Origin of the sequence: Streptomyces sp. 8L, assembly GCF_020176795.1 — a bacterium.
Taxonomy (GTDB): Bacteria; Actinomycetota; Actinomycetes; order Streptomycetales; family Streptomycetaceae; genus Streptomyces.
This window is the reverse complement of the sequence record NZ_JAIUKE010000272.1, coordinates 1-16,925: the sequence shown is the minus strand read 5'-3', so window position 1 is coordinate 16,925 and position 16,925 is coordinate 1. Positions and strand designations below refer to the sequence as shown.

11 protein-coding genes are annotated in these 16,925 nt (G+C 75.3%); 7 read left to right on the top strand and 4 right to left on the bottom strand.

Features of this window, described 5'->3' with window-relative positions:
- On the top strand, nt 1-1,094 hold a 1,094-nt coding region (locus LCE31_RS22165), incomplete at its 5' end, for an ABC transporter substrate-binding protein (protein ID WP_225016798.1).
- Nucleotides 1,095-1,131: 37 nt separating this feature from the next.
- On the top strand, nt 1,132-2,034 hold the full coding sequence (locus LCE31_RS22160; protein ID WP_225016795.1) for an ABC transporter substrate-binding protein: 903 nt from the start codon (nt 1,132-1,134) through the stop codon (nt 2,032-2,034).
- 236 nt (nt 2,035-2,270) lie between these two features.
- Here LCE31_RS22160 and LCE31_RS22155 read toward each other — a convergent pair whose 3' ends face one another.
- From LCE31_RS22155 to LCE31_RS22145, 3 genes are read right to left on the bottom strand one after another with little or no spacing between them, the layout of a single operon-like run.
- Nucleotides 2,271-3,152 (bottom strand): biotin-dependent carboxyltransferase family protein, encoded by an 882-nt coding sequence (locus LCE31_RS22155; protein WP_225016793.1) that lies wholly within the window; start codon nt 3,150-3,152, stop codon nt 2,271-2,273.
- The gene (locus LCE31_RS22150) at nt 3,149-3,772 is read right to left on the bottom strand and encodes a 5-oxoprolinase subunit B family protein (RefSeq protein ID WP_225016791.1); all 624 of its coding nucleotides are present in this window, start codon (nt 3,770-3,772) and stop codon (nt 3,149-3,151) included. Before LCE31_RS22150 ends, LCE31_RS22155 begins: the two co-directional genes overlap by 4 nt.
- Complete coding sequence (locus tag LCE31_RS22145; protein ID WP_225016789.1) at nt 3,769-4,533, bottom strand: LamB/YcsF family protein; 765 nt, start codon at nt 4,531-4,533, stop codon at nt 3,769-3,771. Before LCE31_RS22145 ends, LCE31_RS22150 begins: the two co-directional genes overlap by 4 nt.
- Before the next feature lie 157 nt (nt 4,534-4,690).
- Between LCE31_RS22145 and LCE31_RS22140 the strand changes: the two genes are divergently transcribed.
- From LCE31_RS22140 to LCE31_RS22130, 3 genes are all read left to right on the top strand, one after another.
- Nucleotides 4,691-6,235 (top strand): hypothetical protein, encoded by a 1,545-nt coding sequence (locus LCE31_RS22140; protein WP_225016787.1) that lies wholly within the window; start codon nt 4,691-4,693, stop codon nt 6,233-6,235.
- Between the two features lie 278 nt (nt 6,236-6,513).
- Complete coding sequence (locus LCE31_RS22135) at nt 6,514-7,434, top strand: hypothetical protein (RefSeq protein ID WP_225016785.1); 921 nt, start codon at nt 6,514-6,516, stop codon at nt 7,432-7,434.
- A 150-nt stretch (nt 7,435-7,584) separates the two neighbouring features.
- Nucleotides 7,585-12,423 carry a hypothetical protein gene (locus LCE31_RS22130; protein WP_225016782.1) on the top strand — a complete coding sequence of 1,613 codons (4,839 nt, stop codon included), beginning with the start codon at nt 7,585-7,587 and terminating at the stop codon, nt 12,421-12,423.
- Between the two features lie 89 nt (nt 12,424-12,512).
- On the opposite strand, the gene LCE31_RS22125 is transcribed toward LCE31_RS22130, so the two are convergent.
- Nucleotides 12,513-13,022, bottom strand: a complete 510-nt coding sequence (locus tag LCE31_RS22125; RefSeq protein WP_225016780.1) for a hypothetical protein — start codon at nt 13,020-13,022, stop codon at nt 12,513-12,515.
- 543 nt (nt 13,023-13,565) lie between these two features.
- Here LCE31_RS22125 and LCE31_RS22120 point away from each other — a divergent pair.
- Nucleotides 13,566-16,169, top strand: coding sequence for a nitrate- and nitrite sensing domain-containing protein (locus LCE31_RS22120; protein WP_225016778.1), 2,604 nt, complete (start codon nt 13,566-13,568; stop codon nt 16,167-16,169).
- Complete coding sequence (locus LCE31_RS22115; protein ID WP_225016776.1) at nt 16,166-16,606, top strand: roadblock/LC7 domain-containing protein; 441 nt, start codon at nt 16,166-16,168, stop codon at nt 16,604-16,606. Before LCE31_RS22120 ends, LCE31_RS22115 begins: the two co-directional genes overlap by 4 nt.
- Nucleotides 16,607-16,925: the final 319 nt, after the last annotated feature.

Sequence of the window (16,925 nt, the reverse complement as noted above, 5' to 3'; positions counted from 1 at the left end):
GCCTCGGCGGGTGGCGCCGCCGGCGCACGACCAGGAGCGTCCCCGCGCTCGCCGCCGCGGCCGTTCTGACGGCGTCGCTGCTCGCCGGCTGCGGCTCGGGCCCGTCGACGTCGGCCGGCACCGGGGCGTCCGCCTCCGCGACGCGGCTGACCGTGCCCACCGCCTCGGGGTCGGCGGCTCAGGGAGCCTTTCAATACACCCTGGCGAAGGGCTTCTTCCGCAAGAACGGGCTGAAGGTCACCACCCCGCTCTCGGCGGAGGGGCAGCTCAAGGCCGCCTTCGTGGCGGGCTCCGTGCCCTTCGACCAGCTGGCCGGCGGCGACGTGCTCGACCTGTACGCCAAGCACGTGCCGGTCACGGCCGTCGGCTGCGTCGCCAAGAGCAACGGCTACTACGTCTACGCCCGCAAGGGCACCACGTCCGTCACCGCGCTCAAGGGCAAGACCGTCGGTGTGCCCTCGCTCGGCGGCGCTCCGCAGGTCGCGCTCCAGGCCTATCTGCGGACCAGGAAACTGGCCCCGGACGCGGTCAAGTTCGTCGCGCTCGGCTCGATCCCCAATGTGCTCACCGCGCTCACCAGCGGCAAGGTCGACGCGGGCCTGCTCTCCACGCCCTTCAACTTCCGCGCGGACGCCGCCGGGCTCGCGAATCTCGGTTACGCGCTCGGACCGCCGAGCCCGTACGTCGTCTCCACCGACTGGGCCAAGAAGAACCCGAAGGCCGTCACCGCGGTCCTCAAGAGCCTCGCCGAGGGCGCCTGGTCGTACCAGACGCACAAGGCGGACGGAGTGAAGACGCTCGGCGCCTTCCTGCACCTCGATCCGTCGAAGCCGGCCGACGCGAGCACCCTCGGCAAGAGCTTCGACGCCTACCTGCCCCCCGTCCAGGCACCCGTGGGCCGGTGCGACGCCGCGGACTTCGCGCCCTACGTCCGCTACCAACCCGCGGCGGAGCACGCCGCGCTGAAGAACCTCGGGCCACTCGTCGACAACTCCTACGTGGACGCGCTCGACAAGCAGGGCTTCTACAGCGGTCTGCGGAAGACCTACGGACCGCTGCCCAAGGACACGACCCTCACGCAGGTACTGCGCTGAGGCCCCGCCACCACCCGGTCAAGGAAGGCAAGCCACCATGGCACTGAAGAAGATCGTCAGCGAGACGTCGAGCCCCGTCTTCTCCCTCCCGTACTTCGTCGCCCGCGACGAGGGGTACTTCGCGGAGGAGGGCCTGGACGTCGAGCTGGTGCGCAAGGGACAGCGCGAGGCCGTGCTCAAGCCCGTCGAGGACCACACCCTGATCTCCGCCTTCAGCGGCAGGTCGGCCTTCGAGGCCGGTGACGCGTCGCTCTACCGCGCCTGCGAGTGGGGGCAGATCCGCCGCTCGTACGACAGCGAGGCGGGAGGCCAGGTCGTCAGCAAGCGCGCGGCCGTCGGCAGCCAGGCCGTGTTCGTCCGGCCCGACGACCCGGCCAACCACCCCCAGGACCTGGCGGGCCGCACGGTCGGCGTCAACTTCCACCACGGTTCGCACTACATCGGGATTCAGACCCTGGAGGGGTTCCTCAGGAAGGACGAGATCAACGTCGTCCACGTCGGCGGGCCCAGGGAGCGCTTCGAGGCCCTGCGCGACGGCAAGGTCGCCGCGGCGGCCGTCATGGAGCCCTGGATCACCGTGGCGGAGAAGCTCGGGTACAAGCTCATAGCCGAGGCGTTCTACGTCGGTGCCGAGATCGCCGACCCCAAGATGGACCCCGACACCTTCACGGCCATCCAGCGCGCCGTGGTCAAGGCCGTCCACAAGATCAACGAGGACCCGAAGCCGTACCTGCACCACCTCATCGCGGACGTACCCGAGGAGATCGTGCACCTCGACCCCGAGGACTTCCGCCGTGACCGCCTCCGCTACACCGAGCCCGCTCCGTATCCGGCCGCCGAGTTCCAGCGCACGTACGACTGGATGGTCGACTGGGACCTGATCCCCGAGGACGCCGACTTCCGGCAGATCGTCGACAACCGCCTCCAGATCGCGCTCTGAAGCCGCCGGGCCGCCGTCGGGCCCGCCGCACCGCCGCACGGTGACACCGCCGCGCCCCGAGCATGCCTCGCACGTGCTCCGGGCGCGGTGGTCCGCCGCGGAACGAATGAACGCGTGCCCCGGACGAACGCCTGTCCCCGAGGCACGCGCACCTCGGACGCACGCGCACCCCGGACGCACGCGCGCCCCCGAGGCGCGGGAGGACACGTCCTCGGGACGACACGCCCTCCTGGCACTTACCGCGCGCCGCGCACCGGGACGAACGTGACCGGAGTGCCCGGCACCGCCTGGGCCGCCGCCGCGAGATCCGCCGCCCGGACGACCGCGATCACCGGATAGCCGCCCGTCGTCGGGTGGTCGGCGAGGAAGACCACGGGCCGTCCGTCGGGTGGCACCTGGACCGCGCCCGTCACCATGCCCTCGCTCGCCAACTCGCCGTCCCGCGCCCGTTCCAGCGACGGGCCCTCCGTACGCAGCCCGATGCGGTTGCTCGCCGAGGAGACCCGGAAGGCCCCGGTCGCGAGGGTGCGGAGACCGGCCTCGGTGAACCAGTCGGCGCGCGGCCCCAGCCGTACCCGCAGCACCAGTTCGGCCGGCGGGGCGGGCCACGGCATCGCGTCGACCGGCACGCCGGGACCGCTCGGCACCCCGAGCGGCAGGACATCGCCGTCGCGCAGCGGCGCGGGACCGATCCCCGACAGCAGGTCGGCCGAGCGGCTCCCGAGCACCGGGTCCACCGCGAGGCCCCCGCCGAACGCCACGTACGCGCGTACACCCGCCGCGGCGGGCCGCACGTCGAGCAGCGAGCCCGCGGGCACCAGCACAGGGGCGCCCCACGCCACCGGGCGCCCGTCCACGAGGACCGGCCCCGGAGCGCCCGCGACCGCCGCCGTCACCGGCCGGCCGGGCCGCAGCGCGCAGCCGGTGACCGTGGTCTCCAGCACCGCGGCACGGTCGTCGTTGCCGACGGTCCGGTTCGCCAGCCGCGCCGCCGGGGCGTCGAGCGCGCCCGCGTGCGGTACGCCCAGATGCGCGTGGCCCGGCCTGCCGAGATCCTGCACGGTGGTCAGCGCCCCGGCCCGTACGACCGTGAGACCGCCCGCCGCTTCGCCGCTCACGCGTCCACCGCCACGAACCGCACCCGCGTGCCCGGCGCCAGCAGCGCCGGCGGCTCGCGCTCCGGGTCCCACAGGACGGCGTCGGTCGTACCGATCAGCTGCCAGCCACCGGGCGAAGAGCGCGGGTAGACACCGGTGTACGGGCCGGCCACCGCCACGGACCCGGCGGGCACCGACGTCCTCGGCGTCGCCCTGCGCCGTACCGCGTACCGCTCGTCCAGCCCCGTCAGATACCCGAAACCGGGGGAGAAGCCGCAGAACGCCACCCGGAAGGACGTCCCCGCGTGCAGCAGGGCCGCCTCCTTCGGGCTCACTCCCCACATCCCGGCGACGTCCGCGAGATCGGGCCCGTCGTAGCGCACGGGCAGGTCCACCGAGGCGGAATCGGCGGTGTCGGCCGGCGCGAGCCGCCACCCGGCCACGTCCGCGGCGAACCGCGCGGGTTCCGCGAGGCCGTCCACCAGTACGGTCCGCTCGGCCGGCACGATCTCGCCCACCGCGGGGAGCGCGCCCGCCGCCCGCCGCCGCAGCAGCTCGGCGTGGAGCGCCGCCGTCTCCTCGCTCCCCCCGAGCTCGAGGAGCAGCGCGTGGTCGCCGACCCGGACCGCTCTGACGCTCATGCGAACGGCTCCACACGCACCCCGGCGCGCTCCAGCGCCGTGCGGACCGTCCGCGCGAGCTCCACCGCGCCCGCCGTGTCGCCGTGCAGGCACAGCGACCTCGCGCGTACGTCCACCCGTTCACCCGTCAGGGCGGTCACCGTGCCCGACGTGGCCATGCCCACCGCACGCTCCACCACCACCGCGCCGTCGCTGACCACCGCGCCCTCCTGGGTACGCGGTACCAGCGTGCCCCCCGCCGTGTACGCGCGGTCCGCGAACGCCTCGGTGACCACCGGGAGTCCCGCGTCGGCCGCGCGCGCCAGCAGCCGGGACCCGGGCAGGCCGAGGACCGGCAGCCCGCCGCCCGCGAGCAGGACGCCCTCGACGACCGCGCCCGCCTGCTCGTCGTCGTGCACCGCGCGGTTGTACAGGGCCCCGTGCGGCTTCACGTACGCCACCCGCGCACCCGCCGCCCGCGCGAACACGTCCAGCGCACCGATCTGGTACGCCACCTCGGCGGCGAGCTCGGGCGCCGGCACGTCCATCGAGCGGCGGCCGAAGCCCGCCAGGTCCCGGTACGACACCTGCGCGCCGATCCGCACGCCGCGCTCGGCGGCCCACGCGCAGACCTCGCGCATCGTCAGCGGGTCGCCGGCGTGGAAGCCGCAGGCCACGTTGGCACTCGTGACGACCGAGAGCAGCGCCTCGTCCTCCGTCAGGTGCCAACGGCCGAAGCCTTCCCCCAGGTCGGCGTTGAGATCGATGTTCCTCGGCTCCATCGCGTCATCTTCTCAGGTCAGACGGCGCGATGGCGCGGCGGGGGAGCGGCGGGCCGCGGCCGGGGCCCGGGGGGGGGGGGCCCGGGCCCGCCCCTGCCACCTGGGCGGTTCTGCGCCGTTTCGACCCCTGTCAGTGGCAGGACCTAGTCTGTGCACCGTGACTTCGCCCGCCCCCACGGAACCAGTTCCGTCCCAGCTCAGCGCCGGGTCGCGGCCCGCCCAGGGCCCCGCCGCCGACGAGGGCCTCGCGCGCCGCCTGCGCGCCCTCGCCTGCACGGCCCCGCTCCATGACCTGGACGCCCGCAAGGCCAACCTCGCGGGCGAGTACGGCGTGTACGCGATGGCGGAGGTGGCCCTCGCCGCCATCGACCTCGTCACGCTGCACATGGACTTCGACACGGGCGCGGACCACGAGCAGATAGTGACGAGACTCCTGCCGCGCGTTGCGGCGCAGGCACCGGCCCGGCCGGCCGCCGAGCACGAGCGGGTGGCCCGCTGGGTCCTGGAGAACCTCATCAACGTCGGCAGCGTCGACCGGGGCTTCCGCGCCGTCTACGGCACGTTCGGCACCGACGGCGTCTACCGACGCAGGGACTACGACTTCAAGCTCATCGAGGAGGTCCCCGGCGACGGCGGCAGCGTCTATCTGCGCACCACGGACGAGGCCGTCAACGTACTGGTGGGCGCGCTCGACACGGATGTGACGAGCGCCCAGATCGCCGCGGAGGTGAAGCTGGAGGTGCTGATCAACCGGGGCCGCCTCGCCGACGCGCAGCTCGCCGCGGAGCAGGCCAGATACCGCACCGTGCAGTACGCGGAGACGCTGCGCAGGACCCTGGAGGCCACCCGGCGCAACGTGCGGGCGGTCGACTGGCTGCACGCCGTGCCCGACATGATCGACGAGGCGCTCGACCACGTCGCCGACCGGTACCGCCACGAGAACGCGATCCTGACGAACATCCGCAAGGCGCGCGACGAGGCCGAGACGGGCGGCGACCCGAAGACCGCCGAGCACAAGCGGCGCGCCGCCGAGCTGGTCGACATCGTCAAGGACTGCATCCGCCGCCACACCCAGCTCCAGTCCCGGCTGCTGGAGGCGGGCCCCTTGTTCAGGGCGGAGCAGGACCGCCAGGCCTTCGCACGGCCCGCCGCCCGCGCGGGACTCGACCTGTACGGGCAGCTCGTCGCGCCCCTGCTGCCGCTGCCCGTCGGTGACGCGAGCCGGGTCACCGACGCCTACTTCGCGCGCGGCACGGGGCCCCGCACCCCGGTGGCCGTCCGCGTCGGCGACCTGGTGGACCTGTTGCTGACACCCCCCGTGGAGCGCGCGCACCTGGGCGCCGAGATGCCCGAGCCCGACCTCGTGGCCACCCCGGACGACAGCCGCTTCAGCGAGGAACAGCTCGCCCGGGCCATGGAGTTGCTGGCCCTGGAGCACGACGCGCCACGCCGCCTGTCCGGTCTGCTCGCCGAGGCCCGCCGCATCGACCCCGACCTGCCGTACCTGATCGTCCTGCTGGCCGTGCACGCGGCGAGCCCGCCGGTCGGCACCGCGTACCGGCAGGGCGAGGAGCGCCTGCTGTTCGCCGTGGACGACGGCACGCCCCTGGACGACCCCGAGTTCGGCGGCGCCGACCTGATACTCGGCACCGCTCTGCTGGACGCGGCCGCGATGGCCACGGCCAGGACGGAGGCCGCGTGAGGGCCCCGGGGCCCGGCCCGGGCCCCCCCCCGCGCCCCCCCGCCCCCCCCCCCCGGGCCCCCCCCCCCCCCCCCCCGCCCCCCCCCCCGCGGGCCCCCCCGGTTGTTGAACCCCCCCCGGGGCCCCGCCCGGGGGGGGGGCCGGGGGGGGGCCCGGGGGCGGGGGGGGGCGGGCCGCGAGCGCCCTGGTGCCCGCGCGGCCGGGCCACCGGCCGCCCGGCGCCGGCCCGCGCCGTCGCGTGCCCCCGTTTTCTTCCACACCTCCGAGGAGCACCGTCCGTGACCGACCAGCACGCGACCGCGAGCGACACCTGGGCCGAGGCGGGGACAGACCCCGACGACCCGGCCGAGCGGCCCGCCCCCGCGGCGCAGTCCAGCGGTGTCACGCCCGCAGACGCGGCGGACGCGGCCCGGCTCGTCTCGTTCGGGCTGCAGCCCAGGCTGGTGCCGGCCCGCGACGCCGAGTACACCGAACTGCTGCGCCGCTACCGCGAGGACCCCGCGTTCGCGCGCGTCGCCGACGCGGTGGCCACCGGACTCGGCCTCGTCGTGCTGGAGGTCTCCGCCCGCGCGGGCATGGCCGTCACGGCCGCCGAGGACTCCGTCTTCGCCGTCCGCATGGGCGAGTACGCGCGCCGCGCCGCGACCGACTCCGCCGACCGGTTCCTGCACGGGCTCGCCCATCTCGCCGTCGCCGCGCTCGCGTTCCCCCGTCCCGAGGACCTCGCCGACGACGGCTACATCGGCCGTATCACCGTCAACGGCGTCGACGCGTTCGTCCGCCAGGCATGCCGCCGCCTGGAGGAGCGCGCCGAGGAGACCGGGGAGAACACCGACCCCGCGAGCGACGCGCCGGGCCTTGAGGCCGCCTGGCGGGTCTACGCCCGCCGCAGCGCCACCGGCGCGACGAAGGACGCCCGCCGCCTCGCCGGCTCGACGACCGGAATCGTGGGCAAGGCCGTCGTCTTCCTGACCGAGTCCGGCTTCCTCCAGCGCACGGGCGACGACGCGGGCGGCGCGTACCGCACCACCGCCCGCTACCAGCTCCAGGTCCGCGACATGGCGGGCTCGGCCGCCCTCGCGGAACTCGCGGAACTCGGCGTCGTCCCCGTCACGGACGGCACGGCGACGCTCCTGCCGCCGCCCGACGCCGAGGCCGCCGAACTGGTGGCGGACGCGGGACTGCCCTTCCACTCCTGACCGCGCCGCGGCGGGCGGCCCGCCCGGGTCCCGCGGACGACGGCCCCCCCCTTCCGCTCACGAACCGCCCTTCCACGAACCGCTCCCGAACCACTCCCGAACTGCCCCCGAACCGCCCCTTCCACGAACCGTTCACGAGAGACCGCCTCCATGTACGAGCTGTCCAGGGTCCGCCTCTACTCCATCGGACCCGCCGGAGCGCGCTACGCCGACACCGTGCTCGACCTGCGCGGCGTCGGCGCCGCCGTGCCGAACCCCGCGCCCGTGCAGAGCGAGTTCTTCGAGGACGAGCCGGCCGGCCCGCCGCGCCGCCCCGCCCCCGCGGGCGTGCTCTTCCTGGAGAACGGCGGGGGCAAGTCCGTCCTGCTCAAGCTGATCTTCTCGGTCATGCTGCCGGGCCACCGCAACACGCTCGGCGGCGCGAGCTCCGGCGTACTGCGCAAGTTCCTGCTCGCCGACGACTGCGGCCATGTCGCCCTGGAGTGGCAGCACACGCTCACCGGCGAACTGATCGTCGTCGGCAAGGCCAGCGAGTGGCGGGGCCGCCAGGTCTCGGGCGACCCGCGCAAGTTCGCTGAGGCCTGGTACTCCTTCCGCCCCGGACCCGGCCTCAGCCTGGACTCGCTGCCCGTCGCCGAGGCGCAGTCCGTACGGCCGCCCGCCGAGGGCGCCTCAGGCGCGCGGGGCCGCCGCCGCACCATGAAGGGCTTCCGTGACGCCCTCACCGAGGCGGGCAAGTTCTACCCGCACCTGGAGGTGTACTGGGAGGAGATCCACGACCGCTGGAACGAACACCTCGGCGATCTCGGCCTCGACCCCGAACTCTTCCGCTACCAGCGCGAGATGAACGCCGACGAGGGCGAGGCGGCCGGCCTGTTCGCGGTCAAGAAGGACTCCGACTTCACGGACCTGCTGCTGCGCGCCGTCACCGACACCCGCGACACCGACGGCTTCGCCGACCTCGTCAGCGGCTTCGGCGGCAAACTCGGCCGCCGCGCCGAACTCGCCGCGGAACGCGACTTCACGGCGGGCTCCGTCGACCTCCTCGGCCGGATCGTGGAAGCCGCGGAGGCCCGCGCCCGCGCCCGCGAGATCCACACCGCCTCCGAGCGGCGCGCCCGCGCGCTCGTGCGCCGCCTCACCACGCGCGCCGGGGTCGAACGCGCGCGTACGGGCGACCTCGCCGGAGAGGTCACCGCCGCCGCGCACACCGTCACCGAGGCGGAGAACGCCCGCCTGCACAGTTCCCTCATCGCCTCTGAACTCGCCTACCGGCACGCCTCGCTGGCGCTCGCCGCCGCCGAGAAGCGCGCCGCGGCCCAGCGCCGCGAGCTGACCGACGCACGCACCCTGCACTCGGCCTGGCAGGCCGCGGAGGCGGTACTGCGGCACCGCGCCGCCGCCGACCGGTCCGCGCGCGTCGCCGCCGCCATCCGCGAGGCCGAACGGGACGCGGCCCCCGCACTCGCCGCGCGGGCCACCGCAGCCGCCGACCTCGTACGGGCCCTGCACGGCGCCGCCGAGGACGCGGAGCGCCTCGCCAACGAGGAGGAGGCCCGTTCCGCGGCCCTCCAGGAGACCGGCGAGGCCGCCCACCGCGACGCCACCTCCGCCGCGACCGGCGCGCAGCGTGCCCGCAGCGAGTCCGAGCACCTGCGCCAGCGCCTGGCCGAGGTCGAGCAGGAGACCGCGGAGGCCGTACGGGCGGGCTGGCTGGACGAGGCGCCGCCCGACGCCGACCCGGCGCGCGCCGCGCTCGCCGCCAGCGACGCGGAGAAGGCCGCCGCCGCGGCGGGCGCCACCGCGCGCGACACGGCCCGCGCTGCGGCCGAGCGCGCCCGCGAGGCGGCGGCGGCCGAAACCCGCGGCGAACTGGCCGCCGCCCGCGCGAAGGACGCCGCAGAGGCCGCCGAGCGCGCGTACGACGCGGAGCGCCGAGCCGCCGGCTCGATCGCCACGGAGGCCCGGCTCGGCGAACTGCTGAGCCTGACCGCCGCGGGCACCACCGGCACCGACCGGGCGGGCGTGCCGGGCCCGCGCACCGGCGGCTCCGACCCGGGCGCCGGCGCCCCGCGCGAGGCCCGCCGCGCGCCGGTCGGACCCCGGCCGCCGGGCTCGGAGCCGCTGTCCGCCGAGGAGTTCGACCGGTACGCGGACACCCTGCGCGACCTCCTCGACCAGGGCATCGGCAGCGCCGAGCGCCGCCTGTTCGACCTGCGGACCGGCGCCGCGGACGACGCGCGCATCCTCGGCGCCCTCGGTGACGGCGGACTGCTGCCGCCCGGGCCCGACGTCCTCGCGACCGTCGAGTACCTCGGCGAGCACGGCATCCCCGCGCTGCCCGGCTGGCGCTACCTCGCCCAGGCCGTCGACCCCGCCGATCACGCCGCCGTGCTCGCCGCCAGGCCCGAACTGGTCGACGGTGTCGTCATCACCGACCCGGCCTCGCACGCCCGCGCCTGCGAGGCCCTCGCCGACGCCGCGCTGCTGCCCCGCTCCACCGTCGCCGTCGGCACGGCCGCCGCGCTGCTCGCCCCCGTCCCCCGCACGGCCGCGGACGACACGTCCGTCTTCCTCGTACCGCCCAACCCGGCCATGCACGACGAGCACGCCGCGGACGAGGAGCGGCAGGCGCTGCGTGCCAGGGCCGCCGCGCGCGACACGGAGATCACGGAGGTCGCGGCCCGGCTCGCCGGCGACCGCGCCCTGGCCGCCAGGATCGGGTCCTGGCGCGCCGACTGCCCGCCCGGCACCCTCGCGGAGCTGGCCGAGTCGGCCCGTACGGCACGGGAGGCCGCCGAGACGGCCGCGGCGGAGCTCACCGAGGCCCGTGCCGCCCGCGCCGAGGCCGAGCAGTCCGCGGCTGAGACCGCCCGGGCGGGCGAGGAGCGCCAGGAGGCCGCGCAGCGCGCCCGCCGCGCCGCCGACGTCCTCCAGGGCCTCGCGTTCCGGCTGCGCGAACGGCCCGCCTGGCAGGCCAGGCTGCGCGAACTCGCCGACGACGCCGCCGAGGCGGAGGCCCGCGCGACCGGCTGCCTCGATCTCGCGCGCGCCGCCGACGAGGACCGCCGTGCCGCGCAGCGCGCCGCCGACGACGCCCGCCGCACCGCGCGCACCCTGCGCGCCGAGCGCGCCGAGATCGCGGGCGCCCCCGAGAGCCTGCCGGAACAGCCCGCCGACGCGCCCAGGACCGCACTGCCCACCCTGCGCGAGGCCTACCGCGCCGCCTCCCAGGTCTACGAGAAGGTCGGCGTCGGCGCCGACCTGCGCGCCGAACAGGCCCGCGCGGAGAGCGACGAGAGCGCCGCCCTCGCCGAACTCGATCGCCTCAGCAACAAGGTGCGCACGCGCGCGGCCCAACTCCTCGAATCGCCCGACGGCGCCGACGGCCCGTCCCGGCAGGCCGCCGCCGCCCGCGCCGAATCACTGGTGCAGATGCTGGAGTCCCGCGCGTCCGCCGCCAGCGAGCAGCTGGGCCGGCTCCGCGGCGAAGCGGAGCGCCTCGCGCCCGAGGACGGCGACGCCCACACCGCGCTGCCCGAGGACCAGGTGCCGGCCGACGCCGACCAGGCCCAGGCGCTGCTGCGCACCGCCACTACCGAACTGGCCGTGCGCACCGACGCGCTGGAGTCCGCCCGCGGCGCGTACGACGAACTGCTGCGCGCCCACCGGGCCGCCGAGGACGCGGCGGGCGGCTTCGACGAGACCGCCGCCCTCCTGCGCGACCTGCTGCGCGGAGCGCTCGCGGAAGAGGACCACGCGGGTTCGGGCGATGAGCCGCCCGAGCAGCCCGAGCCGTACCCCGGCGGCCTCGACGCCGCCCGCCGGGACGCGTCGGAGGCCCGCAGGTCGTTGCGCGGCTGCGCCCAGGACCTGTCGGCCGCCGAGGCCGCCGTGCGCGAGGCGAGCGACGTCCTCGTACGGCACGCCAACGCGACCCGCTACGAGCAGGTGCGCACCCCCGCGCGGCAGCAGATCCGCGAACTGCCCGCCGCGGCACTGCCGGAGCACGCGGAGAGCTGGGCCCGGGCGTTCGCGCCGCGCCTGCGCGTCCTCACGGACGAACTCGCCCAGCTGGAACGCAACCGCGACTCCATCGTCGACCGGCTGCGCGGCCTCGTGGAGTCCGCGATGACGACGCTGCGCTCCGCGCAGCGGCTGTCCCGGCTGCCGGAGGGCCTCGGGGAGTGGTCGGGGCAGGAGTTCCTGCGCATCCGCTTCGAGGAACCCGACCGCGCCACGCTGGCGCAGCGGCTCGGCGAGGTCGTGGACGAGGCCACCCGCGCCGCCCTGAAGAAGAACTCCGACCTGCGCCGCGACGGCATGTCCCTGCTGCTGCGCGGGGTGGCGGCGGCGCTCCAGCCGAAGGGTGTCGCGGTGGAGATCCTGAAGCCGGACGCGGTGCTGCGCGCGGAGCGGGTGCCGGTCGGGCAGATGGGCGACGTCTTCTCCGGCGGTCAGCTGCTGACGGCCGCGATCGCCCTGTACTGCACGATGGCGGCGCTGCGCAGCAACGACCGGGGGCGCGACAAGCACCGGCACGCGGGCACGCTGTTCCTGGACAACCCCATCGGCCGCGCCAACGCCACGTATCTGCTGGAGCTCCAGCGCGCGGTGTCCGACGCGCTCGGCGTCCAGCTCCTCTACACGACAGGGCTGTTCGACACCACGGCGCTGGCCGAGTTCCCGCTGGTGATCCGGTTGCGGAACGACGCCGACCTGCGGGCGGGGCTCAAGTACATCAGGGTGGAGGAGCACTTGCGGCCCGGGCTGCCCACGGTGGACCCGGAGGGCGACCAGGTGCACGGGGAGATCACCGCGACCCGGGTCTTCCGGAGGGCGCCCGAGCAGGAGCTGGCGCCCGTACAGGAACAGGAGGAGCCCGCTCCGGAGTCGGGCCAGGAGAGCGGGACGGAGCGGGTACGGAGGGAATCAGGTGCCGTCGTCCCGGCCCAGGAGCCCCCCGCGCCCGACCGGGAGAACGCCTGAGGCCCACGGGACGCGGGCGCGGTACGGCCCGTCTCCGCCCCCAACCCCCGCGCGGAGACTCGCTGTCGCGGCCGCGCGGCCCGATCCCCTCAGTGCAGGGCGGCCGAGCGCGGGCCCTGGTGGGAACGGCGCCCGCTCCGCTCGGCCCTGGCGCGGTCCGGCCCGGAGGCGCGCCGCCGCTCGGCCGCCCGCGCTGCCCGGTCCTCCTCACGCCGCGCCTCCCGTACGGCCCGGCGCGCCGCTCGGCGCTCCCGACGCAGCCGACGCGCCGTGCTGCTCGGCACGGACACCACGCCGTGGCGCTGGTTGAACACCTGGCGGGTCACCCACACATCGAGGACGGCCCAGGTCGTGCCCACCGTCGAGGCGATGGAGGCGATCAGCGGCCGAAACGCGAGCCACGAGTCCGCCAGCGTCGCCAGCAGCGCCACCATGGCCTCGACCAGCGTCACGGCCATCACGATCACCGCGCGCACCGCGGCCGTTCTGACGGGATCGGGCATGCGGTAGCGCACCGCGGGCTCCTCCACCCACAGACCACGGGTCACTCCCGTGAAACCGCCTGCCGACGCCCTGCCACGCCGTTCGTCCGTATTCATGGACCGTCACTCCCCACCCGAACCCGACCCCACACCGACTGCCCGGCAACGGTCCGGTCACTCACGGACCGTGCCTGGTAACTCCCCGGGGCGACCGGAACCCGGTCGATCGAATCCGGCCGAATTCAAGCCAACCCGATCAGATTCGAAACAACTCGGATCGCCGCGACCCACCCCGGCCGCATCCCTCTCGAAACTCCCCTGAACAATGACGAATGACGCAGGCCCGGAATTCCCGCCGCGCCGGACAGAGTGCCCTGTCCCGGGGCTGTGTGCATCCTTCGTGCGCGGGCGTCTGTGCACGCTCCGCAGCGCACGCCCCGTGCGCCGCCACTCCGAGTGAAGGTTTTGCATCTGTGTTTGAATCGTTGAACAGCGCTGACCAGCCGCTTCGTTGAAAACGACACACCACCGACTCGGCAAAACGGGACAACACCCCGTCAATCGCACGAGGATCGGGTGTCATCGCACCGGACACGCCTTCGAGTTGCCGGTGTGACAGTAGTAGGCTCACGCCGTTTGCTGACGGAGGTGGGGGAGGCCATGCGCTTTCGCGGGAAGTCCATCCGCAGGAAGATCGTGGCGCTGTTGCTCGTGCCGCTGATATCGGTCACCGCGCTGTCCACCCTCTCGGGCATCCTCACCGGGATCGAGGCACTCGACCTCCTTCACCTCAAGGAAGCCTCGGCCAAGGTCGGCCGGCCGGTGCAGCGCACCATAGCCGCCGTCCAGCAGGAGCGGCTCGACACGCTCATCCACCTCGCGGCCCCCAAGGACGCGGACACGGCCGGGCAACTGCGGACCGACAGAGCCGCGACCGACCGCGCGATCGCCGCCGTCAAGGCGGGCCAGTCGGACAGTCTGCGCGCGAGCCTCGACGCCACCGCCAAGAAGCACCTCGACGCGTTCACGGCCAAGGCCGCGCGACTCGCCGCCACACGCACCGCCGTCGACAAGGGCGGCGTCAGCCGCAGTTCGGCCCTCGACGTCTACTCGGGGATCGTCGACCCCGCGTACCTCTTCCTCTCCACCGTCTACGGGAAGGAAGACGCGGAGAGCGGGGACGGCGACAACCAGGGCCGTGCCCTCATCGGCATCTTCCAGGCCCAGGAGATGTTCTCCCGCGAGAACGCCCTCGTCACGTCGGCCCTCGTCGCGGGCGAGCTGAGCCCCTCCGAGCGCCGTACCGTCTCGGGGTTCGTCGCCGACCGCCAGCTCCTGTACGCCACGAGCCTCGCAGACTTGCCGTCGCACGAGGCTGCCGTGCTGAACGCGTACAACACGGGTGCCGCGAACGACAAGCTCGCGATGCACGAGAACGCGATCGCCACCACCGGCGCGATGGTCAACGACCGGTCCATGACCGCACAGCAGTGGCGCGATCGCGCGGAGCCCGTCGTAGCCGGCATCCACCAGGAGAGCGTCAAGGCGGACGACCTCTTCCAGCAGCACATCGGCACCGCACGCCACACCGTGTACCTGCGCTTCTTCGCCGCCACCGCCCTCGGGATCGTCGCGCTCGTCGCGTCCGTCGCGGTGTCCGTGCGCGTCGGCCGCGCCCTCATCCACGACCTGTCAGAACTGCGCAAGGAGGCCGGCGAGTCGGCGGGTGTGCGCCTCCCGTCCGTCATGCGCAGGCTCGCCGCGGGCGAGCAGGTCGACATCGAGACCGAGGCACCCCGCCTCGCGTACGAGGACCACGAGATCGGCCAGGTAGGCCAGGCGCTCAACACGCTCCAGCGCGCCGCCGTCGAGGCCGCCGTCAAACAGGCGGACCTGCGGCGCGGGGTCGCCGAGGTGTTCGTCAACCTCGCCCGCCGCAACCAGGTCCTCCTCCACCGCCAGCTCGGCCTCCTCGACGCCATGGAGCGGCGCACCGAGGACGCCACGGAACTGGCCGACCTCTTCCGCCTCGACCACCTCACCACCCGCATGCGCCGGCACGCCGAGGGCCTCGTCATCCTCTCCGGCGCGGTGCCCTCCCGGCAGTGGCGCAAGCCGGTGCGGCTGATGGACGTCGTACGGGCCGCGGTCGCGGAGGTCGAGGACTACGAGCGCGTCGAGGTGCGCAGGCTGCCCCGGATCGGCGTCGGCGGGCCCGCGGTCGCCGACCTCACCCACCTCCTTGCGGAACTCCTGGAGAACGCCACGGTGTTCTCGCCCCCGCAGACCGCCGTGCAGGTGGGCGGCGCACGCACCGCGGGCGGATTCATCCTGGAGATCCACGACCGGGGCCTCGGCATGCCGCCCGACGCCCTGCTCGAAGCGAACCTGCGGCTCGCGGAGACCCCCGAGTTCGAGCTGTCCGACACCGACCGGCTCGGTCTGTTCGTCGTCAGCAGGCTCGCCCAGCGGCAGAACGTACGTGTGTCCCTCCACCCTTCCCCGTACGGCGGCACCAGCGCCGTCGTCCTGCTCCCCGGAGCACTGCTGACCGAGGCGCCGGACACCGAGCCGGGGCTGCGCCTCGACCGTCCAGGCGACCGCCCCGGCCCGGACCGGCCCGCGCTCGCCTCCCGGGCGGAGAACGGCATCAGGCTCGCCCCGGCCGCCGGGCCCGCGCCCCGGGCGCCGGGCGCCCGGGCCGCCGCCCGCGCCGCCGCGGCCCGCGCGCGGCCCGCGGCCGAGGACCGCGACGACCAGCACCAGCAGGCCGGCGAATCCGCGGGCACCCAGGACAAGGACAGCACGGCGCGGGACGAGCGCGGCCTGCCCCAGCTGCCCCGCCGCAACTCCCCGAAGCTCGTCGCCGACCGGGGCAGGCGCCTGGACGAGCACCGGGGCAGGCCGCACCCGGAGCAGCCGCCGGCCGCATCCGGGGGCCCCGGCAGCGCGCCGGGCGACCGGCCGGAGTCCGGCGGCCCCGCGGCACCGGCGCAGGACGGGCTGCCGCGCCGCGTCCGGCAGGCCAGTCTCGCCCCGCAGCTGCGGGAGACCTCGCAGCCCGCCGCCCGTACGGGTGCGGGAGCGCGGGCCACGCCCGGGGACGACGAGCGCGACGCGGAAGCCGTACGCGCCCGGATGGCCTCGCTCCAGCGCGGCTGGCAGCGGGGACGCCATCAGAACGAGGCCGAGGAGTCCGCCGGGCAACCCGGCGCGGCACCCGGCGGCACACCAGGAACGACATCGGAGGGGAACGGTCGATGACCGCACCGTACACACCACGAGGCGCCGCCCACCCGGGAGCCGGCCGCGAACTCGACTGGCTCCTCGACGAGTTGGTCGAGCGGGTCGCCAGCATCCGCAAGGCCCTGGTCCTCTCGGGCGACGGACTCCCCACCGGCGCGTCCAAGGACCTCAGCAGGGAGGACGGCGAACACCTCGCCGCCGTCGCCTCCGGCTTCCACAGCCTGGCCAAGGGCGTGGGCCGGCACTTCGACGTCGGCCAGGTCCGCCAGACCGTCGTCGAACTCGACGGGGCGTTCCTCTTCGTCACCGCCGCCGGCGACGGCAGCTGCCTCGCCGTCCTGGCCGACTCCGACTCCGACGTCGGACAGGTCGCGTACGAGATGACGCTCATGGTCAAGCGCGTCGGCACCCACCTCGGCTCCGCACCCCGCACCGGCCTGCCCGCCGGGGGATGAGCACCGGCACATGAGGGAAACTGGTCAGGACCCGCACGCATGGTTCGACGGCGAGGCCGGGCCCGTGGGGGGGGGGGGGGGGGGGGGGGGGGGGGGGCCCCCCCCGGGCCCCGGGCCGGGGGGGGCGGCCCCGGGGGCGGGGGGGGGGGGGCCCCGGGGGCGCCGGCCCCCCCGCCCCCCCACCCCCGCCCCCCCCCGCCCCGGCCCCGGCGGGCCCCCGAGGCGTGCCCCGCCCCCGCCGGGGGCCCCCCCCCGCCGGCCGGGGCCTCCCGTGTGCGCGGCGGCCACGCCGGCCACGACGAACTGGTCTACGTAACCC

Bases quoted from the DNA above. Each gene is read 5' to 3' on its own strand.
- LCE31_RS22160 (WP_225016795.1), top strand. From the start codon at position 1,132: ATGGCACTGAAGAAGATCGTCAGCGAGACGTCGAGCCCCGTCTTCTCC.
- LCE31_RS22150 (WP_225016791.1), bottom strand. From the start codon at position 3,772: ATGAGCGTCAGAGCGGTCCGGGTCGGCGACCACGCGCTGCTCCTCGAG.
- LCE31_RS22145 (WP_225016789.1), bottom strand. From the start codon at position 4,533: ATGGAGCCGAGGAACATCGATCTCAACGCCGACCTGGGGGAAGGCTTC.
- LCE31_RS22130 (WP_225016782.1), top strand. From the start codon at position 7,585: ATGTACGAGCTGTCCAGGGTCCGCCTCTACTCCATCGGACCCGCCGGA.
- LCE31_RS22125 (WP_225016780.1), bottom strand. From the start codon at position 13,022: ATGAATACGGACGAACGGCGTGGCAGGGCGTCGGCAGGCGGTTTCACG.
- LCE31_RS22120 (WP_225016778.1), top strand. From the start codon at position 13,566: ATGCGCTTTCGCGGGAAGTCCATCCGCAGGAAGATCGTGGCGCTGTTG.
- LCE31_RS22115 (WP_225016776.1), top strand. From the start codon at position 16,166: ATGACCGCACCGTACACACCACGAGGCGCCGCCCACCCGGGAGCCGGC.